The sequence below is a fragment of the Arenibacter palladensis genome (assembly GCF_900129275.1).
Classification (GTDB): Bacteria; Bacteroidota; Bacteroidia; order Flavobacteriales; family Flavobacteriaceae; genus Arenibacter; species Arenibacter palladensis.
Genome location: NZ_FQUX01000002.1, coordinates 569189 through 592899, shown reverse-complemented (window position 1 = coordinate 592899; position 23711 = coordinate 569189). Strand labels below are relative to the sequence as shown.

The window sequence follows — 23711 nt, the reverse complement described above, 5'->3', positions numbered from 1 at the left end:
ACTTTTTTGTATATTAAGGCATAATAAATATTAATTATAACACTAATAAAAATGTCAGGATTATTGGATCTTTTAAGTAGCCCAATGGGCAAACAATTAATTAGCGGGGTTGCAAGCCAAACTGGACAACCGGAAAACAAAACGGCAGACGTGTTGAGCATGGCTATGCCACTTTTATTGGGTGCCATGAAGAAGAACGTTTCTTCCCCAAAAGGGGCTGAAGGTCTAATGAACGCCCTTTCTTCCAAACATGATGGTGGACTGTTGGATAATCTTGGTGGTTTGTTTGGTGGTGGTGTGGATCAATCCGTTATAAATGATGGTGCCGGTATTTTAGGCCATGTTTTTGGAGGAAAACAGGCCAATGTTGAGAATGCCCTAAGTCAGAAATCTGGATTGGATGCAGGGACGGTTGCCCAAATCCTTAAAATTGCTGCACCTTTGGTAATGGCCTACTTGGGCAAACAAAAGGCACAAAGCAATGTAAATGATGCCAATGGGTTAAATAGCTTGTTGGGCAGTATGCTTGGCGGACAACCAGAACAGAATCAGAGCTTAATTACAACTTTGTTGGATGCGGACGGCGATGGCAGTGTACTGGACGATGTTGCTGGTATGGTTATGGGAACAAGCAAAAAGAAAAGTGGATTGGGAGGTTTGCTCGGCGGACTTTTTGGTAAGTAATAGTTTTAACATAATATAAGGAAAGCCATTTGTAACATAAATGGCTTTTTTTGTATCTTATAGGTAGGAATTGGAGAAATGGTTTACACTGTTCATCCAAGGCATTAGGCCTAAAAAAACTGTGTAATGAAACATTATATCCATGACCGTTTAAACATATACGCGATGAAAAAGATTTTATTTACCATAGGGGTTGTAACCCTGTTTGTTTTATCATTGGCCAATTGTACCAGTAGCAAGCAGGCTATTTCTGTGACGGACGAAGAGAAGGCAGCATTTTCCCAAACGGAGGGAGACACTATAACCATTAGGGATGATAAAACGGAATATGAAATAATCATAATAGAACCGGGCTTCGATTTTTGGCTTCAAAGTATCGCCAGGCCTGAAGGCTATTATTCCCAATCCTTTTTGGAAAATAGGAATAGGATTATGGTTATAGAATGGAACCAGAGGGTAATGCAACCCTTTAGATATAATTCCAATCTTTATGAGCTCCGAATAGATTATGACCCTAATATAGATTACGGGTACGAAGTAAATTATAAATTGTACAATTACTTTATTTATTTTCAGCGCAAATACAATCAAAGATTGGGACCATTTGTTCCCCGCGTATAAAAAGTTATCTTTGTAATGATTTTTTAAGGTATGAAGAAATTAAAACAACGTTGGGGAGTAAGCTCCAATTTCCAGCTCGCAATAATTTTTATAGTATTCTCCATTACTGGTTCATCTGCGGTTTATGCTGCAAAGCCCTTTCTAAATTGGATAGGACTGAATAGGGAGAATTTTTCCCCTGATTTTCTTTGGGGAGGCCTTATCTATTTAATCTTTAGAATATTGTTGATTTTTCCCATTTATCAATTCCTCTTGGTTATTTATGGATGGTTGTTCGGTCAGTTCAAATTCTTTTGGGAATTCGAAAAAAAGATGTTGAGCCGTATGGGCCTTGGCTTCATTCTTAAGTGAATGGAGCAATATCATAGGAGAAACCATTCATTCTACGGAAATACAGATCAAATAGTTCCGGGAAATTGTTTAATATCCAAGGTTTGTTAAAGCCACTAATTGGTTTTTAGCTTGGGCTTATGATAATAGTAGCAAAATCACAAATTATATTTTTCTTAACAATCATTTTGTTGGGATACAACTAGATTTGAAGGGTGAAGATATATTTCAGAAATATAACCTTTTCTTTTATTGCCGTCCTCTTGGTCGGTTTAATAGCCCTACCTTCCGTTTTAAAATTAAAACATGCCATCTTTGAGCACCATACCTTTGTTTGTAAAGAAAAAGGTAAGTTGCATATACATGAAGTAGAATTGGATTGTGATTACCATAAATTTAACCTTACCCATTATTACACGCATTCTCAACAGGAATTTACTACAATTACGGTCAAAAAGAAATCAGAGAAAATTATAAACTTTTATAATTTTTTAAATAAATATCAGAAACTTCATTTCTCCAGAAGGGGACCTCCATCCACTTTGTAAATTTATTCACCGGACTTATATAATCTCGGACATGCTTTCTTTATGTCCGTGAAACACTATATTAATTAAGAGCCGGCCCAGACATGTGGTATTGTATCTAAACCTCATTAGGTCTTAAACTAGGGCATTTTGGAGGATTTAAGGACTTACCATATAAGTACACCAAGCAATTTTAAACAATACTTTGGAGGTGATTCGCCACTAGGCAGTTCTCACCCTTACTTATAAAAAAAAATAAATGAAAAATTCAATTCTGTCATTGCTGTGCATTTTGACATATATATCCGTGAATTCCCAAAACACCTTAGCCGGGAAAATAAGCAATAAGGAGAACCAAGAGGGTCTGGAACAGGTCTCCATTTATTTTCCGCAAATGGAAAAGGGGGCTGTTACCGATAATGCAGGGGAATACAAAATTGAAGGTTTACCCACTGGTACCTATAAAATTGTAGCCTCATATATCGGTTTTCAAACGTTTTCCGGAAATATCACCATAGAAAAAGGCAGTAATACCTTGGATATTTCATTGCTTCCTAGTGCCATTGAAATGGAAGAAGTTATTGTATCTACCCCATTTCATAAATTACAGCGAGAAAACGTTATGAAGGTAGAGTATGCTAAACTTTCATCGCTTAAGAACCAAGGGGCCCCAACGCTTGTGGAAGGTATAGGCGCCATTCCCGGGGTGGATGTGGTTTCTACCGGTGTGGGTATAGGAAAACCAGTAATCCGCGGGCTTACATCAAACCGTGTTTTGGTTTATACGCAAGGTATTCGCTTGGAAAACCAACAGTTTGGGGCAGAACATGGTCTAGGGGTAAACGAGGCGGGAATAGAAAGTGTTGAGGTAATAAAGGGTCCCGCTTCCCTTTTATATGGATCCGATGCCATGGGGGGAGTACTTTATTTAAACCCTGAAAAATTTGCATCCCCTAACAGCACGGAGGGCGATATAAATTTCAACTACAATAGCAATACCCTGGGTATAAGCAGTGGTGCTGGAATAAGAACCTCAGGAGAAAAATTTAAATATCTTTTGCGTTTGGCAACCAATAACCATGTTGATTATTTAGGTGGGGATGGCAATAGGGTTACCAACTCCCGGTTCAATGAGAAAGATTTAAAAGCGGGATTGGGGTATCAGGCAACCTCCTTTAAAAGTGATATCAGATACAATTACAACCAATCCAATTTGGGGATTCCGGAAGAGGTGGGTTTGCAAACCACCTCCAGAACACCTGATCTGCCTTATCAAAAATTGGATAACCACATTTTGAGCTCCAACACCAAGATATTTTTCAACAACACCAATTTGGACATCACCTTAGGTTATATTGGAAATAACCGAAAGGAGTTTGAAGACCACGATCACCATGAGGAAGAGGAAGAGGACCACGAGGAAGAGGAAGAAGACCATGCGGAAGAAGAAGGTCATGAAGAAGCTGCTTTGGATATGAAGCTTAACACCTTTAATTATAACCTTCAGTACCATCTCCCTAAATCGGGCAAGTTTGAAACTGTTGTTGGCGTGCAAGGAATTTATCAAACCAATAAAAATTATGGGGAAGAGATTTTAATTCCGGATGCCACTACCCAAGATATAGGATTTTTGGGGACAACCCATTTCCACCTCGATCAAAACAACGATTTTCAAGTGGGACTGCGCTATGATCATAGGCAAATAGATGCCAAGGCCTATGGGAGTAGCTTGGAAGAAGGATATATTGCTCCTTTAAAACGTAACTTTAATAGCTTTAATGGCGCCTTTGGATACAAGAACAATATTTCCGAGCAATTTACTGGTAGGATCAATGTGGCTACTGGGTTTAGGGCTCCCAATTTGGCAGAACTTACTTCCTATGGTACCCATGAGGGTACCAATAGGTTTGAAATTGGAAATAGGGACCTAAAGAACGAGCAAAACCTTCAAATTGATCTGGCATTGGAATTTCAAAATGAACATTATGAATTTTTTCTAAATGGTTTTCACAACAGTATAAGGGATTATATCTACATAGCACCAAGTGGAACCGTTATGGATGAAACCCCTGTTTACAACTACCTACAACAAGATGCCATATTATACGGAGGGGAAATTGGATTTCATTTGCACCCCCATCCATACGATTGGTTGCATATAGAGAGTAGTTATCAAACGGTGTTCGGTGAATTGCAGTCCGGTGAAGCATTACCTTTGATACCCGCTAATAAATTGACCAATACTTTGAGGGTAGAGTTCAACAATGCCAAGGGATGGTGGCTAAGATCCAATGCGTTCGTTTCCTTGAATACCACCTTTAAGCAGGGGAAAGTGAGTGCTTTTGAAACAGTTACCCCTGGGTACTCCCTTTTAAATGCTGGTATTGGAGGGGATATTCAATTTTTGAAAAAATCTATGAATATCAATATTAGTGCTAACAACCTATTGGATAAAAAATACATTGCCCATCTATCCCGTCTGAAAAGTGATGGTATTTTGAATATGGGAAGATCAGTTGTGGTTGGTCTAAACATTCTACTGTAAAAGACTTCTGCAAATAGGGGTCTTTATTTTAAATAGGACCCCACAATTATTCCAAAATAAGAAATACCTACGGCTTAGACTTTTTTAGGCCGTAGGTTATTTGTTTCCAAAAAGAATTTGGAATTTTCTCATCCCCTTCAAAGCCCAGTTCAATGGTGCCACTATCTTCGGGGATATAATTGGTCTTAAAGATATAATCCCAGAGACTGAGGCTAATTCCAAAATTTACCCCATATTTTCCATCGGGCAAATCATGGGCGTGATGATATAAATGCATCACTGGATTATTTAGAATGTATTTTAAAGGACCCCAGGTAATTTTAATATTGGCGTGGTTGAAATGCCCAATGGCTATAGCAAAGAAATGGACAATATAGGCTTGTTCGGGTTCAAAACCTCCCAAGATCATTACACCAAAGGTTTTTAAGGGCTTATAGAATACATTTTCCATCCAATGATAGCGCAAGTGGGCTGCAAACCCCATCTCTTTTACGCTGTGGTGTATTTGATGGAATTTCCATAAAAATGGGTATTTGTGGAGCAAAATATGCGTAAACCACTGTACAAAGTCCAAAATAAGGAAAAAGATCAATAATTGAAGCCAACTGGGAAATTGGGACATATCGATAAGGGCAAGACTACTTTGCCTTATCCCCAAATCGCTGAAAAGAAGGCCCAATAACTTGTAAAACCCACTTATGGCAATGGCGAAAAGGAAAAAATTGAAGAACATATAAAAGCCGTCCAACCAAAAATCCCTTCTAAAAATAGATTGTTCCTTGCGCCAAGGAAACAAAATTTCCAGCATCCATACCAAAAGGGAAATAATTATAAGCCCCCAAAAATAATTGGTATACCAGGGAACCTCGAATATTATGGATTTCCATGTCCAGTTCGCAGTTCCTACAATCGCATTGATGAAACCTTCAAAATATTTTTCCACGATTTTTTTCCTTTACCTTTTGCCCACCATCCATTACTCTTCCAATGGGTACCATTCTATATTAGTCAGCGCTTCCCTCCTTCCCTTACTTTTGGGCGGATAATTGGTGACCAAATAATTCACAATAACCTTTTCGTTATCTCCTAGATCCCACAGGTTCTGAGTTTTTTGCATCCAGCGAATGGTCTCTATCCATCGCTCCTCGTTCATTCTATTCTGTATGACCAATTGGGCGGAATGACAATTGGTGCAGTTGTTGACCACCGTCATTAAGCCCTCCCCTTCCTTAAATCCCGTTCTTAGGTGGATACCGTTTTCTATTTTATCCCAGTCATCATCAGGGTTTACATCAACAACTTCTGAATTTGGGGTATCTTTTTTGGATGAAAATACGGACGGATCCATCATATAAATAACGCCCAAAACACCTATAAGCAATACCATAGCAAAGGAAACCACCAAAATGCTATAGAAAGACTTTACCTGTTTTCTAAAATTATCCTGTTTGCTCATTTAACTTACTTTTACGGCAATCCTATGGCATGCGTTATTCAAGTATCCTTTAGGGTTCCATCCTGGTAAAAGCATGGGTTGACTTACTCCATTGGAATCTGTAGCCCGCGCCCATACTTCGTAATATCCAGATTTTGGAAAACCTATACTCGCCTTAAAATGCTGCCAAGCCAATCGGTTTACAGGTTTTTCCAAAGAGCATTCGGACCAAGTGGCTCCAAAGTCGATGGAATAGGATACTTTGGAAATTTCCAATTCCCCGGCCCAGGCATGCCCCCTAATATTAAGTTTTTTCCCCTTGGGGATCATGGCGCCGGATTTGGGGTAGGTAATTAAGGATTTCACGGGCATGGATTCTATAATGCACATGTCCTCATCCTTTACCTCCGCACCCGGGGCAACGGGATTACAGGGCACTTTATAGGAGGATCCTGTCATTTTTTCCCCATCATGGACTATGTTTCGCACGCTGATCCTATTTACCCATTTTCCTGAAGTCGAGGCCGGCCATCCCCCGCAAACCAGGCGCAATGGATAACCGTGTACTAAAGGGATATCTTCTCCGTTCATTTTAAAGGCCAACAAGGTTTCATCCATCATGGCCTTGGAAATGGGAACCCCCCTTGAGATAGGTTCTTTGTTTGGATCTCGACTTAGGTGTTGGTCTGCGGCATGATAGCCTATATAAACGGCATCGTCCTTAATTCCAACTTCTTTAAGTACATCCTTTAGGCGAACCCCTGTCCAAGAGGCACAACCTACAGCACCAATGGTCCATTGGTTTCCCTTTGCAGGCGGATCAAATTCGCTTCTTCCATTGCCTCCGCATTCTATTGTTAGTTGATAGGTATGATTGGCGAATTTGGATTTTAATTCTTCCAAGGTGAAGGTTTTCTTTTCTTTTACGGATTCACCATCAAAAGTTATGGTCCATTCCTTTACATCGATATTTTCCGGAACCAGGCCATTGTTTCGGATAAACATATATTTATTGGGGGTAATCCTATCGTCCAACAAATGGGCCACTGCCTCCATATTCCAAGGTTTGCTGTTTAGGACCACCATTTCCTTATCCTTATCGAACATTTGAAATGGGTCTGGATCCTGAAGTCCCAACAGGGTGTAATTTTCCGGAATTTTAGCGCCATAGACAATATCCAAACCCAGTATTCCTGCCAAAGAACCCAAGCCGGTTTTTTTGACAAAATTTCTTCTTTTCATTTATTTAATATTATAATACTAGATAAATCTAAGAAAGATATCGGAAAACTTGAGTAACATAGGTCACTTAATAAGTTATTACCTATTAGTAGGGGACTTTAAAAACTTGATAATCAAATTACTTGGCCGATATAATTTTTTCGTTTTTAGAGGACTTAAAAACATAAGTATAAAGCCACATGATCGTAAAGGTTGGAATAATGTCCAAGCCAGGCAGCATTTCTTCAATAAAGGTTATCACCCCAGCAGCACGTCCTATCTTACCCTTGTACAATCTGGTCATTAGCCAACCGGCCACTGGAGCCCAGATAACGTCCGAAAACTCGCCGATTCCAGGAATAACGAAAGAAAGCATTCCTATCCCGTCAAAAAGTAACCCCAAAAATAGGTTTCTTAATTTATGGTCTTTCAATGTAGATATATTTACTAATTAATTTACAGTAGCTTCAAATCAAATAAGATGCCAAAATTTGGCATCTTATGTCGTACAAGGTCCTATGATAATTTTGAACTTATCAATTTCAAAAATTCGTTTCGAGTTTCTATTTTTTCAAACTGACCCCTAAATCCAGAAGTAGTAGTTACGGAATTTTGCTTTTGCACCCCCCTCATCATCATACACATATGCGAGGCCTCTATGACCACGGCCACACCCTGTGGTTTTAAAGTGTTGTTTAGGCACTCTAGGATATCATTGGTGAGTCGCTCTTGCACCTGTAATCGCCTTGCAAAAACATCTACCACCCTGGGTATTTTACTTAGGCCAACGATATGGCCATTGGGAATATAGGCTATATGGGCCTTGCCAAAAAAGGGCAGCATATGGTGCTCGCACAAAGAATACACCTCAATATCCTTAATGATCACCATTTCGTCATAGGACTCCTTAAACATGGCTCCTTTTAAAATTTCTACCGCATCCTGTTTGTAACCTTGGGTTAAAAAAAGCATTGCCTTCGCTGCTCTTTCAGGAGTCTTTAAGAGTCCGTCCCTGTTAAGGTCCTCCCCTATTTCATTGATAATAGATGAGTATCTGGACTTGACCTCATCGGTAATTTCCAGATTGTATTCTTCCAAATTTCTATATTGTGTCATAAAAGCCTTGTCCTAAAATTTATCTAATTGTCGCCTTCACAATATAATCATTACCGTATTATTAAAAAAAGAATATCTTATCGGAATTTCCTATAACTGGATGTGACAGGACGACTACTAAGTAAATTGGACAAGAAAAGGGCTTGTACCCAATAACTATTTTGTATTCTTCTAGGTAATGTTTACTTTCAACCCATAATTTATAATAATGATCAAGGCTACAAACATCAATAAGTTTTACGGCAATCTCCAAGTACTCAAAGGAGTTGATTTGCACATTAAAAAAGGAGAGGTGGTATCTATTGTAGGCCCTTCTGGAGCTGGTAAAACTACTCTCTTGCAAATACTGGGCACTTTGGATACCCTAAGCAATAAGAATGACAGTAGTTTGTTGATTAATGATGAGGACATAACTAAATTGTCGGATAAGGCCATGGCCAAATTTCGAAATAGCCATATTGGTTTTATTTTTCAATTCCATCAGTTGTTGCCGGAGTTTACGGCCTTGGAAAATGTCTGTATCCCAGCATTTATAAAAGGTACAAAAAAGGAAAAGGCAGAATTAAGGGCTGCAGAACTTCTGGAGTTCCTAGGGCTTTCCCATAGATTACAGCACAAACCCAATGAACTTTCTGGCGGAGAGCAACAGCGGGTGGCAGTAGCTAGGGCTTTGGTGAACAACCCTTCTGTTATTTTTGCGGATGAACCCAGTGGCAATTTGGATTCGGAGAGTGCCGATAATCTTCATAAATTGTTTTTTGATCTTCGCGATGCCTTTGGACAAACTTTTGTCATTGTAACCCATAATGAGGAACTTGCCAATATGGCCGATAGAAAGCTGACTATGGTGGATGGCTCCATTACGCGATGAAAATACTTGCCAAGGTCTGGAAATTTACAAAGGTTCCTGATTATAAGAGCTTGGACCATGTTCCAAACCCCTTAAAATTAAGGATTGTTGTAGCACTTCTGCAGTGGGGTATTGTTATAGGAGTCACAGTTGGTATAATTAATCAATGGTTGATAGGTCTTTTGAAAATGGATCTAGGCGAACATGCCATTGAAAAATTTTTGGAGAACTATTCTATTTTTACTCTTTTTCTTATGGCGGTAGTTATTGCTCCGGCCATTGAGGAAATTTTGTTTCGGGGCCCCTTGATCTGGTTCAAGAATAAGACCTATTTCAGATATATTTTTTATGCTTCTGTTTTATTATTTGCGGCCGTTCATTTGAACAATTTTGAAATGTCCGGGCAAGTATTATATTTAGCTCCGCTATTGGTTGCGCCACAATTGATTTTAGGTGTATTTTTAGGCTATGTGCGGGTTAAATTAGGACTATTGTGGTCTATATGCTTGCACTCTTTATATAACGGTATATTGATTACTCCTATGCTTCTCTATAAATTTTTAAATTTCCCATTGGCATGACACAGGAAGAATTGAAAGAATTTTTGGATGCGAAGGTAGAACAATACAATCGGCCGGATTTTTTATCCACAGATCCTCTCCGGATTCCGCATGGATTTACGAAAAAGGAAGATATTGAGATCAGTGGATTCTTAACCTCTACTATTGCCTGGGGCAATAGAAAAAGTATCATCAACAATTCGGAAAGAATGATGGAATTGTTGGAAAATTCCCCTTTCGACTTTGTAATGAACCACCAAACAAAAGATCTGGAAAAACTTCAAGGGTTTGTACATAGAACTTTTAATGGGGTGGATCTAATGTATTTTATACGGAGTTTAAAAAATATTTACAGGCAACATGGGGGATTGGAGAACACATTCGCCTTGAAAGGGGATATAACATCCCTACAAATGTCCATTTCCCAATTCAAGACCGTTTTCTTTGAGCTGGACCATCTGCCACGAACCACAAAACATGTTTCCGACCCTCAAAAAGGCTCCGCAGCCAAAAGAATCAACATGTTCTTAAGGTGGATGGTAAGAAACAATAACAACGGAGTGGATTTTGGAATCTGGAAAAAAATTTCACCTTCCCAACTGTCTTGCCCTTTAGATGTTCATTCGGGCAATGTGGCCCGCAAATTGGGGTTGATCCAACGCAAACAGAACGACGGCAAGGCCCTGGCCGAATTGGATGCCAATCTAAGACGATTGGATCCCCACGATCCGGTAAAATATGATTTTGCCTTATTTGGTCTGGGTGTTTTCGAGAAATTTTAGTTCCGATCAAAATTAATTATCCCCTCTCCTTTAAAGGATTGCCTTTTGTATGTAATTTGCCAACTACATCATTTTTCGTGGTCCTGTAGGGATTCCAAAATTTCCATTTCACTGTGTTTTTTGGAGAAATTCATAGCACATTCTATTAGCGCCAAGTGCGAATAGGCTTGTGGGAAGTTCCCCAGTAACCTTTTGGTCTTAAAATCTATATCCTCACTGAACAAGCCCAAATGGTTGCTGTAACTTAACAATTGATCAAAATGTTTCATGGCCTTCTGTTCATGACCTATCTTAAAGAGGCTATTTATAAACCAAAAGGTACATATGGTAAAAGATGAGGATGGCAATCCAAAGTCATCTTCGTTTTTATACCTATATAATAACCCGTCATTGCACAGTTCTTTTTCAATGGCCAGTACCGTGCTTACATATTTTGGGTCTTTGGGGTCAATAAAGCCGTAGGATTCCATCAATAATACCGAAGCGTCCAAATGCGGCGAACCATAGGATTGTGTAAATGCCTGTTTTTCTTCATTCCATGCATGCTGATGGATATCTTCCCTGATCTGTTGTTCCAGGGTACGCCATTTATCCACTTTTCTCTGTTTCCCAAAAAGTTCGGCCACTTTAATGGCCCTATCAATAGCCGTCCAGCACAGAATTTTGGAAAACGTAAAATGCCTATCTTCAGTACGGAATTCCCATATTCCCTTATCGGCTTCTTGCCAATGTTTGTTTACTATCCACACGATTCCCTTGGTAATTCCCCAAAGCTCTTCCCCATTTTCTATTTCCGTGTCGAACTTTTCCAATTGGGTATAGATGACGTCCATTAGGATACCATAAATATCATTTTGTCGCTGTTTGTAAGCGGCATTACCTATTCTTACAGGTTTGGATCCCTTGTACCCTTGCAAATGGTCCAAAGTTTCTTCGGTCAATTTTTTTTCTTTGTTGATACCGTACATGATCTGCAATTTCTCATCCTTGTCGGGGATGAGGTCAATTATAAATTGTAAATAACGTTTGGCAATATTTTTATGTCCTAATTGTCCAACAACCTTGATTACCATTGAAGCATCCCTGATCCAACAAAAGCGATAGTCCCAGTTTCTAACTTCTCCTATGGTTTCCGGAAGTGAGGTGGTGGCGGCAGCGAGAACCGCCCCGGACTTATCGTAACTCAACATTTTCAGGGTTAGGGCACTTCTTTTTATCTCGGCGTCATATTTCTTATAAGTGGGTGTCTTGCTGGACCAATTTAACCAGTAGACTTTGGTACGTTCCAGTTCCAGATACACCCTATCCAAGGTTGGTTCCAATATCTTTTCATTATAACCCAAGAGAAAATAGGCGTCGCTTTCCAGAACTATTTCACTTTGGGACATGATATCCTCCTTGTTCAATGAAGTATATAGAAAAAAGGTGTCGAACTTAACCTCATGAGTTAAACTGGCAATAAAATTTTCCTTGACATAGGTATTTGTTTTCCCCATGGCATACTCCAATTTTGGGTCGTACAAAACCTTGAACACAGGTTTGCCGGAAAGGTGTTTTACATACCTAACAATTTCAGGTGGTGCATTGTAGCCTCCGCTAGGTTTGTAATAACGGGGCATAAAATCCTGTATCTCAAAACTATTTTCACCATCGGAAAATTTGGTGACCAAGATTGCAGTAAGGGGAATATATTTTTGTTCTATGGTATAGGTATCATCAACCAAGATTTCAAAGCTACCCCCTATTTCATCATCTAGAATTTTTGCAAAAATAGAGGAGGAATCAAATTCTGGTAAACAGCACCAGTCCAATGAGCCCTTCTTGGAAATCAACGCCGCACTTCTACAATTCCCTATTATACCGTAGTCTAAATTATCCATATATCATTTTATTCTTTAAATAAACCTAATTAGTAGGTTTTACACATCATTTTACCGAAATTTAAGGAAATTTAATGCGAATAACCTTTAAAAAAAGCAAATTATGGACAAAACTATCATAATCTCAAATAGACTACCCGTACAATTACAAATTGACAATGGAAGTATTACTGCAATACCAAGTGTAGGCGGTTTGGCTACGGGTATGAAATCCGTTCACTCGGGAGGTGATAGTTTATGGATTGGTTGGAGTGGTTTAACGGATGAAGAGATTCCGGACGGACTTGCTCCTGAAATTGATAAGGCATTGGCAAAACATGGTTCGTCCAAAGTAAATCTAACTTCTGAGGAAGTGGACGGGTTTTATTATGGATTTAGCAACCGTACCATATGGCCTCTTTTTCATTATTTTTTGGAATATTCAGAGTTTGAGCTGCAAAGTTGGGAAACCTATAAAGCCGTTAATCAAAAATTTGCAGATGCCATTCTGAAGGAAGCTGGGGAAAACGATACTATTTGGGTACATGACTATCAATTAATGTTGGTGCCACAAATGGTAAGGGAAAAGCGCCCCAATATTTCCATTGGCTTCTTTTTACATATTCCCTTTCCATCCTATGAAATCTTCAGAACCATGCCTTGGCGTAAGGAAGTTCTAATGGGGTTGTTGGGATCGGATTTGATAGGTTTCCATACCTATGATTACGAAAGGCATTTTCTAAGTTCTGTACGCAGATTATTGGGGCTGGAGGTAAGTTTTAACGATATCTATTTGGAGGACAGGGTCATAAAAGTGGATTCCTTTCCTATGGGAATCGATTACAAAAAATTTAGCGATGCGGCAAAAAAACATGATGAAAACAAGACTGGTCAACGATCCGAATTACAACGCAGGCTGGACATGCACAAGGAATCGGACCCGGAGGCCAAATTCTTTTTATCAATAGACAGATTGGATTATTCCAAGGGGATTGCCAAAAGACTTAATGCCTTTGAATACTTTTTAACCAAATACCCACAATATAAGGAAAAGGTTAGGCTTATTGTACTGGCGGTGCCCTCAAGATCCAATGTCCCACAATATCAATTACTGAAAAAGGAAATAGACGAATTGGTGGGGAGGATCAATGGGGAATTCTCCACAGTGAGCTGGACACCCATATGGTATTTCTACCGCTCCATGCCCTTCGAGAATCTAATAGATCTTTATACTTCCAGTGATATAGCCTGGCTAACCCCTATACGGGATGGAATGAACTTGGTAGCCAAAGAATATATTGCAACCAGAACCGATAAAACTGGTGTCCTTATCCTTAGTGAAATGGCTGGTTCTGCCAATGAAATGAATGAGGCCCTGCTCATTAATCCCAATAATTTTGAAGAGATTGCCGACACCCTTTACGAGGCAATTAATATGCCGAAGGAAGAACAGCAGGCAAGAAATGCCATTTTGCAAAAAAGATTGGAAAGGTATAATGTTGAAAAATGGGCCAATGATTTTATGACCTCCTTGAAAAATCAGAAACTAATAGACCATTCCTATAAGTCGCGCAGGTTGTCCAATGACATTTTGGGCGATATAAAAAAGGAATATGGGAAAGCTAAAAAAAGATTAATGTTCCTGGACTATGACGGCACCTTGGCCGGATTTCACGGAGATCCACAAAAGGCAAATCCTGATGAGGCATTATATAGCTTGCTAGACCGGATGTCGGCATTGGAAAACACGGATGTTTATTTAATTAGTGGTCGCGATAAGGATACCTTTACCAAATGGTTTTTGCCAAAGAAGTACAATATGATCGTAGAACATGGCGTGTGGATTTCCGAAAATGGGGAAGATTTTAGAATGTTGGAGAATGTGAAAAAGGATTGGATGGAAAAAATTCACCCAGTACTGGAATCCTTTGTGGATAGGACTCCGGGCAGTTTTATTGAAGAAAAAAACTATTCCTTGGCATGGCATTACCGAAAGACCGATCCAGATTTTGGGCAGAAGCGGGCCACCGAACTCAATACGGTACTTACAAGTCTAATCGCCAACGACGATCTTAGTATACTTAATGGAAATAAGGTTATAGAAATTAAGAGCAGTAATGTTAATAAAGGTAGGGCTGCAATGCGGGTATTTTCGCAAAAGGAATATGATTTTGTATTTGCTATAGGTGATGACTGGACCGATGAATTTATGTTTCAGGAATTACCGGAAAGCGCTATTACGGTAAAAGTAGGTCGACAAAAAACCCAGGCCAGCTATTATATAGACAGCATTAAAAATGTACGTGGATTATTGGAGCATTTTATAGAATAGGAATAAAGAAAATCTTTCATTAAAAATGATGGATTATTATAGTCATTTTTGATCATATTTGTTCTTGCATGTCCAATGTAAAACACAGTGCTAAATTGAAGTTAGGGGCGTATATATTGCCCATTATAATTGTTTCGCAGTTTGCGTGCACCTCCTTGTGGTTTGCTGGTAACGCCGTTTTGGATGATCTAGTCCTAAAAACAGGATTGGGAACCGAAATTATTGGTTATGTATTGTCTTCGGTCCAAATAGGTTTTATTTTGGGCACCTTGGTGTTTGCTATTTTAATGATTGCGGATCGCTATTCCCCTTCCAAGGTCTTTATGATCAGCGCCTTTTTGGCCGCCTTGTGCAATATGGTGCTTCTGTTTCAGGATATCTCGAATGCAACACTGTTTATGGCCAGACTGGGCACCGGTTTTTTTCTTGCGGGCATTTACCCTGTAGGGATGAAAATTGCGGCCGATTATTATGAAAAGGGTTTGGGCAAGGCCCTAGGATATTTGGTCGGAGCCTTGGTGTTGGGCACGGCATTCCCGCATTTGCTACAGGGTCTTAAATTGGGGGAAGATTATACCATTGTAATTAAAATAACCTCCTTACTGACTATTCTTGGTGGGGCGTCCATCTTTTTTATGGTACCCAATGGTCCATATAGAAAACCAAGTAAGGTGTTGCAATTAAGAGCGGGAATGACACTTTTTAGGATTCCTGCCTTTAAGAAAGCGGCCATAGGCTATTTTGGGCATATGTGGGAATTATATGCCTTCTGGGCCTTTATTCCCTTTGCTGTAAAAACCTATAATTCCATTCATAATATCCATCTTCCATATTCTTTGTGGACGTTTTCTATAATTGGTCTGGGCGGTATTTCATGTGCCATTGGCGGACATTTTGCACTTAAATGGGGCAGTGGGAAAGTAGCCATCATCTCCTTGCTGCTATCCGGATTTCTTTGTATGGCCTCCCCATTATTTTTTCTTATGCCCCCTTATTTATTCCTATTGGCTTTTTGTCTTTGGGGATTGTTTGTGGTTTCGGATTCGCCCCAATTCTCTACCTTGGTTGCCTCTGCAGTACCTTTGGAGTTGAAGGGTACGGCACTTACCCTTGTAAACTGCATTGGTTTCTCCATCAGTATTATCAGCATACAATTGCTAACTTTCTGGTTGGAAGTTGTAGATTCCAGCTATATTTTTACAGTTCTGACCATTGGCCCTGTTCTAGGAATATGGGCGATGGGAAAAGGAGGACTTAACAAATAATTAAGAAGCTAATTTTACGGATAAACGTAAATTACCAAGTTAAAAATCAAGACGAATGCACAAATTTGCTATTGCCTGTATATTTCTATTTTCTTTTGGCCTAATGGGACAAACAGACCAGCGTATTTATGATATTATGAATAAGGTTTCGGCCGAAAGAATCAAAAAAGATGTTACAACTTTGGTAAACTTTGGTACACGACATACCTTGAGTGATACCATTTCCAAAACAAGGGGCATAGGGGCAGCAAGACGATGGATTAAAAGTGAGTTCGATGTAATTTCCAATAAATGTAATAATTGCCTTGAGGTAAGCTATCAAAGGAATCTGGTCAAAAAGGAAGAAAGCAATCGGATACCCAAGGATGTCTATATAGTTAATGTCATGGCAATTCAAAGGGGTACCAAATATCCGGATCGCTATATTATTATGAGCGGGGATATTGATTCACGTGTCAGCGATGCCAATAATTACACCTCAGATTCGCCGGGAGCCAATGATAATGCCAGTGGTATGGCAGGAACCATAGAGGCTGCAAGGGTACTATCCAATTATAAATTTGAGAACAGTATAATTTACTTAGGACTTTCGGGCGAGGAACAAGGTCTTTTCGGAGGCCAGGGCCTGGCAAAATATGCGAAAGAAAATGGATGGGATATTATTGGAATATTCAATAACGATATGATAGGCAATATTAAGGGTGGGGATGGAATTATTAGCAATACCGATTTTAGGATTTTTTCTGAACCTGTGCTCCCGACCGAGACCGAAAGGGAAAGAAATATGCGAAGATTTTATGGAGGGGAAGTGGATGGTATTTCCAGACAATTGGCCAGATACGTATATAAGAACGTGAAAACCTATATGCCGGAAATGAACCCAATAATGATCTATAGATTGGATAGGTTTGGGCGTGGTGGCCACCACCGTCCTTTTAATGATTTGGGCTATGCAGGAATAAGGATAATGGAGGCACATGAAAATTACACCCAACAGCATCAGGATATTCGCGTAGAAAATGGAATTGCCTATGGTGATGTTTTGGAACATGTAAATTTTGACTATGCCAAAAAACTAACTACGGTGAACGCCATTAATCTGGCTTCGTTGGCTTGGGCACCACCAGCTCCCAAAGAGGTAAGTATCGGAGGTATTGTAGAACCTTCGGCAAAGTTTCAATGGAGCAAGGTTCCAGGGGCTATCGGATATAAGATCTATTGGAGGGATACCACCTCCCCTACTTGGGACCATAGTAGGTATGTAGGTGACGTTTCTGAATTTACCTTGGAAGGTGTGGTATTGGACAATTTTTTCTTTGGGGTGTCCGCTGTCGGGAAGGACGGTTTTGAAAGTGTGGTGGTGTTTCCCAATGCCATTTTAAGGTAATATAGGACGGTTAGAACTAAATTTTATGAAGTTAAATTTGCAATTACTTGTCCTCGTATTGGGCTTTGGCGGTATTATGCAGGCCCAGGGACCACAACAACTTGCCGAAACTCCCAAATACGGGGAATGGGTAGATTTTAAAAGGGATAACGGAAGCGTGCTAAAGGCTTTGGTGGTATATCCTGAAAGTGGGGAACCTAGAAAGGCGGTCATAATAGTTCACGAAAATTTGGGGTTAAACAAATGGATAAGGGACTTTTCAGGGAAGCTGGCTGATCAGGGATTTGTGGTAATAGCCCCAGATCTGATATCGAATAGTGTTGAGGGTCTTGAAAGAACGACCGATTTTGAAAATACGGATAAAGTTAGGGATGCCATTTACACCTTGGAACAAGAGCAAATTACCAAAGATTTGAACTTGGTGTTCGACTATGTAAAGAATGACACTTCCGTTAATGGGAAAATTTCCATTGTGGGATTTGGTTGGGGAGGTACACAAAGTTTCAATTATGCGGCACAAAACCCAAATCTAGAGAGTGTGATGGTTTACTACGGCACCGCCCCAAAAGATTTAACTTCATTAAGAAATATTAAATCCCCGATATATGGTTTTTATGGTGCTGCCGACAATCGGGTAAATGGGACGATACCCGACACTGAAAAGGCAATGAAAGAATATGGCAATCTTTATTCTTTTGATATTTATGAAGGTGCTGGACATGCTTTTATGAGTAGGGGTTCCGAAGAAGCTTATGGACCCAATACAATGGCTTATGAGAAGTCATGGAAAAAATTAATAACTCTTTTGAAATGAAAAAAATTACCACAACATTGTTGTTGGCCATTGGACTTTCGTCCTTTGCGCAACAAAAAAATTATACGGAACAAGACTCACTAAGGGGCAGTATTACTACTGAGCGTTCTTGGTGGGACCTTAATTTCTATAATTTAAGTGTTGAAGTGAAACCAGATGAAAAATACATTTCTGGTAGTATTATTATTCGTTATACGGTATTGGAGGAACAACAGCGGCTGCAAGTAGACCTTCAAACGCCCTTAATTATTGAAAAGATCACCCAGGAAGGAGAAGATTTAAAATGGGAATCAAATGGGAATGCCCATTTTGTTACCCTTAAGAAGCCACAACGGAAAGGGGACGTAAATGAAATAAAAGTATATTACTCCGGCCATCCAAAAGAAGCCGTCCGGGCCCCATGGGATGGAGGTTTTTCATGGAAAAGAGATAACAATGGAAAACACTTTGTAGCTACTTCCTGTCAGGGTTTGGGCGCCAGCGTCTGGTGGCCGAATAAGGACCATATGTACGATGAGGTAGATAGTATGGCCATAAACATTACAACTCCAAAAGATTTGATGGATGTTTCCAATGGTAGGCTTCTAAAAGTGGTGGAAAATAAGAATAGTAATACCTATCATTGGTACGTGTCCAATCCTATCAACAATTATGGGGTAAATATAAATATTGGCGATTATGTTCATTTTGGCGAATTCTATAATGGGGAAAAGGGAAAATTAGCGATGGACTATTATGTACTGCGGGATAACGAGGAAAAGGCCAAAGAACAGTTCAAACAGGCTCCAATGATGATGGAAGCCTTGGAACATTGGTTTGGCCCCTACCCTTTTTACGAAGACGGCTATAAACTGGTAGAAGTGCCATACCCCGGGATGGAACATCAAAGTTCTGTTACCTACGGAAATCAGTTCAAGAACGGATATTTGGGCAGGGACGTTTCAAAAACAGGTTGGGGGTTAAAATTCGATTTTATCCTTATCCATGAATCGGGTCATGAATGGTTTGCCAATAATATAACCTATAAGGATATAGCGGACATGTGGGTACATGAAGGGTTCACCGCCTATTCGGAAAATTTATACGTGGATTACCACTTTGGCAAAGAAGCTGCGTCGGAATATGTTATTGGTACCAGGGGCAATATTCAAAACGACAAGCCTATCATAGGAACCTATAACGTTAATCAAAGAGGGTCTGGGGACATGTACTCCAAGGGTGCCAATATGCTACACACCATAAGGCAATTGGTGGATGATGATGAAAAATGGCGGACTATTTTAAGGGGGCTCAATAGGGAGTTCTACCATCAGACCGTGACTACTAAACAGATAGAAGAATACATTAGCAACACTTCTGGCATAGATCTTACCCAATTTTTTGACCAATATTTGCGTAACGCTAAAATACCTATGCTGGAATATCAGGTGAACGGCAAACAACTGCGATTTAGATATACCAATATTGTCAATGGTTTTGATATGCCTTTAAAACTAAGTATAAATGGTACTGAAGAATGGGTGTATCCTACCTCTGATTGGAAATCAAAATCTTTTAAAAAAGATATACAATTGGTTAATGTGGATAAAAATTTTTATGTTGAGTATAAGAAAATTTAATTATTGAAAGGAAAAGATCAGTTTTATTTTAAATCGGACATCGAATGGCGCGCTTGGTTAGAGACCAATCACGCCATAAGTACTGGGGTACATCTAATTTTTTATAAAGTAGCCCACGAAAAGGATAGTATGCGTTGGGAAGATGCTGTAAAGGTTGCCCTGTGCTTTGGATGGATAGACAGTACGGTTAAAAGTCTTGGGGAGGGAAAACGACGACAATATTTTTGCCCTAGAAAACCAAAAAGCGTCTGGAGTAAATTAAACAAAGCCTATATAAAAGAACTCAAAGCTAAGGGGGAAATGCATCCAAGCGGACTGGCTAAAATTAAGGAGGCAAAAATAGATGGTTCCTGGAATGCCATGGACGATGTTGAAAATGGTGTTATCCCAGAGGACTTGCAAATTGCATTCGATGCGGAGCCAATAGCCTATGTTAACTTTCAGGGTTTTGCAGCCAGTTACAGAAAAAACTATCTTTATTGGCTTTACCAAGCCAAACGGGAAGAAACAAGGCAGAGGCGGATTGGAGAAATTATATCGCTTTGCAAAGAAAATAAAAAGGCCCGCGACCAATAAATGGTTAGCTTCGTAAAATTCTAAATCCAATAATTATTTAAAATGGACATAAATCTAGCAGTACTAATAGACGGTGATAATATTCCCTCGGCATATGTAAAGGAGATGATGGAGGAAATTGCCAAATACGGCAACCCTACCATAAAAAGGATATATGGGGACTGGACCAATCCCAAACTATCCAAATGGAAGAATTTGTTATTGGAAAACGCCATAACCCCAATTCAACAATATGCCTATACCACCGGTAAAAATGCAACCGACTCTGCGATGATCATTGATGCCATGGATATCCTGTATTCTAATAAGGTTAGTGGTTTTTGTATAGTTTCCAGTGATAGCGATTTCACCCGTTTGGCCACAAGGTTAAGGGAGGCAGGTATGAATGTGATTGGTATTGGGGAAAAGAAAACCCCCAACCCTTTTATTGTTGCTTGCGATAAATTTATTTATATTGAAATTCTGAAAAACCAATCGGAGGAAAGTTCTTCGGAAACTGCAGATAGCAAGAGGGACAAGAAGGACAATGTGGACAAGATTACCCAAAAGGAAATTAAACTTATAGCCTCTACTATTTCAGACCTTGCCGATGAGGATGGATGGGCCTTCTTGGGAGATGTGGGTAGCCTATTGCAGAAGAAGCAGCCCAATTTTGATTCGCGTAACTATGGTTTTCAAAAATTAACGCCATTGATAAAATCCATTAAAAACTTTGAAATAGATCAACGTGAAAATGTCAAGGGACGCTTTAAATTAATTTACGTTAGAAACAGGTAGATCCCTTTTTTTCAAGTTAGTTGAATAAATAGTTCAGGACAATTCAGGTTGTCCATATTGGTTAATCCCCTCTGTCACCAATACAGGCATAGTGTATTAACTTAAAACCTATATCAACATGAAAAAAATTAGTTTACTCATTTGTATTGTGACTTTTCTTTCCTGTTCCCCAAAAAAGAAAAGCATTAGTCCCACAGCCATATTGATAACAGATGTCAATATTGTTGATGTTAGTAATGGTGATATCCTAAAAAATAGACAGGTAGTAATCGACTCCGGGAAAATTAAAAAAATTGTAGAGTCGGTCGAGAACGCTCAGGAATATCCAAATAAAATTGAAGCTAAGGATAAATATATTATTCCCGGACTGGCAGAAATGCATGCGCACATCCCCCAGCCTCCTACCAGCGACACCCGCATTGAGGAAACTTTATATCTATACCTTTCCAATGGTATTACCACTATTAGGGGAATGTTGGGTCATCCAACCCATCTGGTTTTAAGGGAAAAAGCTTTAAAGGGCGAGATTTTGAGCCCTCGTATTTTTACTTCCAGTCCTTCATTTAATGGCAATTCCGTAACCACCAAGGAAGAAGCTGTGCAAAAAGTTACCGCTTATAAGAATGAAGGATACGATTTTCTTAAAATACACCCAGGGATGCAGTTGGAAGTTTTTGATCAAATGGTGGAAACTGCCAATGAGCTTAACATTCCCTTTTCCGGCCATGTACCGGTAATGGTTGGTATTCGTCACGCCTTGGAAAGTAAATATGCTTCCATAGACCATGTAGATGGCTATTTGGAAGGACTTGTACCGGAATCTGAAGGTGTTGATCCTACTGCCAATGGGTTTTTTGGATTCTCTTTTACCCCACTGGCCGATACTACCAAAATTGATGAATTGGTGGCACTGACCAAAAAGAACCAGGTATGGGTTGTTCCCACACAAAGTTTATTTGAGAGGTGGTTTGCCCCGGTAAGCTCCGACGAATTGTTAGAACAGCCGGAAATGAAATATATGCCCGTTTCCACCTTGAAGGATTGGAAGAGAAGAAAGGATGAATCCACAAAACCTGAAACCGGTTTTAACGAAGAGCAATGGAATAAGTTTACAACCATAAGAAGACAATTGATCCGAAAATTACAGGAGAATGGACATGGGATGTTATTGGGATCGGATGCTCCACAATTGTTCAACGTACCTGGCTTTTCCATTCATCATGAGGTTGCTGGGATGATAGAGGCCGGACTCACTCCTTTGGAGATTTTGCAATCGGGTACCATTAATCCAGCTATTTTCTTTGGCATGGAGGATACCTTTGGAAGCGTAAAGGAAGGTCTGGATGCAGATTTGGTACTCTTAAATGGCAATCCTTTATTGGATATTTCGGCCTTAAAAGATATTTCTGGTGTCATGGTACACGGAAAATGGTTGTCCAAGGAATCTATAGCGGAGAAGTTGGAGCAAATAGCCACTAATGCCAAAAACAATTAATGTCCATTTTTACCGTAATAACCTCTACTTGGATTTTGAAAATGTATTCATGATTTTGGATGTTTGCTTCGAATCTGGAATCATGACGAAATCGAATGCTTTTGATTGGATATCCCCCAAAAAAAAGGTCATTTCTGTAGAAACTGTATTTTTGGGACTTGGGCGGCATATACTCGCTTAAAACGAAACTTAAATAATAGATATAAACACAAAAAAGAAACGCGTTAACATTATGAAGAAAATTTTAGGCTTACTTATCCTTATTTCAACCTTTACAATGAAAGCACAGGAAAATGGCGAAAACAAATTGGGATCTTGGCATATGTATTTCGGTACCAATAAGATAAGCAACAAACTAAGTATCCACACAGAAGCCCAGCTTCGCTATTATGAACAGGCCAAAAATTTCAACCAATTGCTTTTGAGAACCGGGTTAAACTATCATATTGATGCCAATGCATGGACCACATTTGGATATGGATATATTGTTACGGACGGCAGTTTCGAGGAATTCCCGGATGAAACGAACTCTATAGAGCATCGTATTTTTGAGCGATTTTTTCTTAAAAATAAGGTGTGGGAATTTAACTTTGAACACAGATATACCTTGGAACAACGCTTTTTGGATTTTGGGGATAGTAATGATGTACAACATAGGATGCGGTATCGTTTGCAGATGACCCTTCCCTTGACCAATACCTTTTTCCTTAATTTCTATGACGAAATCTTTATAAATCTTCAAGATGATGCCTTTGGTCAAAACCGCCTTTACGCTGCCCTTGGAATTAATGTGACCAATAATTTGAGCGTACAGGCGGGCTATTTAAAAAATCATTTTTCAGAGGCACATTATGACCGACTTCAGATAGGTGTTACCTATAATCCCGACTTAAGGGGTGTATTGAAGAAAAAATAG

22 protein-coding genes are annotated in these 23711 nt (G+C 39.4%); 16 read left to right on the top strand and 6 right to left on the bottom strand.

What is annotated here, in order from left to right; genetic code table 11:
- Positions 1–51 precede the first annotated feature (51 nt).
- From BUA60_RS08525 to BUA60_RS08505, 4 genes are all read left to right on the top strand, one after another.
- The gene (locus BUA60_RS08525; RefSeq protein ID WP_072861323.1) at positions 52–684 is read left to right on the top strand and encodes a DUF937 domain-containing protein; all 633 of its coding nucleotides are present in this window, start codon (positions 52–54) and stop codon (positions 682–684) included.
- A gap of 165 nt (positions 685–849) precedes the next feature.
- Positions 850–1305, top strand: a complete 456-nt coding sequence (locus BUA60_RS08520; RefSeq protein WP_072861322.1) for a DUF6146 family protein — start codon at positions 850–852, stop codon at positions 1303–1305.
- 30 nt (positions 1306–1335) lie between these two features.
- Positions 1336–1656: a DUF6787 family protein gene (locus tag BUA60_RS08515; protein WP_072861321.1), complete on the top strand. Its 321-nt coding sequence runs from the start codon at positions 1336–1338 to the stop codon at positions 1654–1656.
- A gap of 765 nt (positions 1657–2421) precedes the next feature.
- Positions 2422–4707 (top strand): TonB-dependent receptor, encoded by a 2286-nt coding sequence (locus BUA60_RS08505; RefSeq protein WP_072861319.1) that lies wholly within the window; start codon positions 2422–2424, stop codon positions 4705–4707.
- 67 nt (positions 4708–4774) lie between these two features.
- On the opposite strand, the gene BUA60_RS08500 is transcribed toward BUA60_RS08505, so the two are convergent.
- The 5 genes from BUA60_RS08500 to folE all read right to left on the bottom strand — a co-directional run bounded on the left by BUA60_RS08500 (position 4775) and on the right by folE (position 8479).
- The gene (locus tag BUA60_RS08500) at positions 4775–5650 is read right to left on the bottom strand and encodes a sterol desaturase family protein (RefSeq protein ID WP_072861318.1); all 876 of its coding nucleotides are present in this window, start codon (positions 5648–5650) and stop codon (positions 4775–4777) included.
- Between the two features lie 33 nt (positions 5651–5683).
- The gene (locus BUA60_RS08495) at positions 5684–6163 is read right to left on the bottom strand and encodes a monoheme cytochrome C (protein ID WP_072861317.1); all 480 of its coding nucleotides are present in this window, start codon (positions 6161–6163) and stop codon (positions 5684–5686) included.
- Complete coding sequence (locus tag BUA60_RS08490; RefSeq protein WP_072861316.1) at positions 6164–7384, bottom strand: sulfite oxidase; 1221 nt, start codon at positions 7382–7384, stop codon at positions 6164–6166.
- Between the two features lie 118 nt (positions 7385–7502).
- Positions 7503–7805, bottom strand: coding sequence for a hypothetical protein (locus tag BUA60_RS08485; protein WP_072861315.1), 303 nt, complete (start codon positions 7803–7805; stop codon positions 7503–7505).
- A 74-nt stretch (positions 7806–7879) separates the two neighbouring features.
- Positions 7880–8479 carry a GTP cyclohydrolase I FolE gene (gene folE, locus BUA60_RS08480; protein WP_072861314.1) on the bottom strand — a complete coding sequence of 200 codons (600 nt, stop codon included), beginning with the start codon at positions 8477–8479 and terminating at the stop codon, positions 7880–7882.
- Positions 8480–8687: 208 nt separating this feature from the next.
- Here folE and BUA60_RS08475 point away from each other — a divergent pair, with 208 nt between their 5' ends.
- From BUA60_RS08475 to BUA60_RS08465, 3 genes are read left to right on the top strand one after another with little or no spacing between them, the layout of a single operon-like run.
- Entirely contained in the window at positions 8688–9350 is a 663-nt protein-coding gene (locus BUA60_RS08475; protein ID WP_072861313.1) for an ABC transporter ATP-binding protein, read from the top strand.
- Positions 9347–9910 (top strand): CPBP family intramembrane glutamic endopeptidase, encoded by a 564-nt coding sequence (locus BUA60_RS08470; RefSeq protein WP_072861312.1) that lies wholly within the window; start codon positions 9347–9349, stop codon positions 9908–9910. Before BUA60_RS08475 ends, BUA60_RS08470 begins: the two co-directional genes overlap by 4 nt.
- The gene (locus BUA60_RS08465) at positions 9907–10671 is read left to right on the top strand and encodes a TIGR02757 family protein (protein ID WP_072861311.1); all 765 of its coding nucleotides are present in this window, start codon (positions 9907–9909) and stop codon (positions 10669–10671) included. The genes BUA60_RS08470 and BUA60_RS08465 overlap by 4 nt, the downstream gene beginning before the upstream one ends.
- 68 nt (positions 10672–10739) lie before the next feature.
- On the opposite strand, the gene BUA60_RS08460 is transcribed toward BUA60_RS08465, so the two are convergent.
- Positions 10740–12551, bottom strand: a complete 1812-nt coding sequence (locus BUA60_RS08460; protein ID WP_072861310.1) for a glycoside hydrolase family 15 protein — start codon at positions 12549–12551, stop codon at positions 10740–10742.
- Positions 12552–12654: 103 nt separating this feature from the next.
- On the opposite strand from BUA60_RS08460, the gene BUA60_RS08455 reads away from it, so the two are divergent.
- From BUA60_RS08455 to BUA60_RS08410, 9 genes are all read left to right on the top strand, one after another.
- Positions 12655–14862, top strand: a complete 2208-nt coding sequence (locus tag BUA60_RS08455) for a bifunctional alpha,alpha-trehalose-phosphate synthase (UDP-forming)/trehalose-phosphatase (protein WP_072861309.1) — start codon at positions 12655–12657, stop codon at positions 14860–14862.
- A gap of 68 nt (positions 14863–14930) precedes the next feature.
- Positions 14931–16127 carry an MFS transporter gene (locus BUA60_RS08450; RefSeq protein WP_072861308.1) on the top strand — a complete coding sequence of 399 codons (1197 nt, stop codon included), beginning with the start codon at positions 14931–14933 and terminating at the stop codon, positions 16125–16127.
- Between the two features lie 55 nt (positions 16128–16182).
- The gene (locus tag BUA60_RS08445) at positions 16183–17514 is read left to right on the top strand and encodes a M28 family peptidase (RefSeq protein WP_072861307.1); all 1332 of its coding nucleotides are present in this window, start codon (positions 16183–16185) and stop codon (positions 17512–17514) included.
- A 25-nt stretch (positions 17515–17539) separates the two neighbouring features.
- A complete protein-coding gene (locus tag BUA60_RS08440; protein ID WP_072861306.1) occupies positions 17540–18328 on the top strand; it encodes a dienelactone hydrolase family protein in 789 nt (262 codons plus the stop codon).
- Positions 18325–19947, top strand: a complete 1623-nt coding sequence (locus BUA60_RS08435; RefSeq protein ID WP_072861622.1) for a M1 family metallopeptidase — start codon at positions 18325–18327, stop codon at positions 19945–19947. The genes BUA60_RS08440 and BUA60_RS08435 overlap by 4 nt, the downstream gene beginning before the upstream one ends.
- A 3-nt stretch (positions 19948–19950) precedes the next feature.
- Positions 19951–20523, top strand: coding sequence for a YdeI/OmpD-associated family protein (locus tag BUA60_RS08430; RefSeq protein WP_072861305.1), 573 nt, complete (start codon positions 19951–19953; stop codon positions 20521–20523).
- Positions 20524–20565: 42 nt separating this feature from the next.
- Positions 20566–21300 (top strand): NYN domain-containing protein, encoded by a 735-nt coding sequence (locus tag BUA60_RS08425; RefSeq protein ID WP_072861304.1) that lies wholly within the window; start codon positions 20566–20568, stop codon positions 21298–21300.
- 118 nt (positions 21301–21418) lie between these two features.
- A complete protein-coding gene (locus BUA60_RS08420) occupies positions 21419–22795 on the top strand; it encodes an amidohydrolase family protein (protein WP_072861303.1) in 1377 nt (458 codons plus the stop codon).
- Positions 22796–23027: 232 nt separating this feature from the next.
- Entirely contained in the window at positions 23028–23711 is a 684-nt protein-coding gene (locus BUA60_RS08410; RefSeq protein ID WP_072861301.1) for a DUF2490 domain-containing protein, read from the top strand.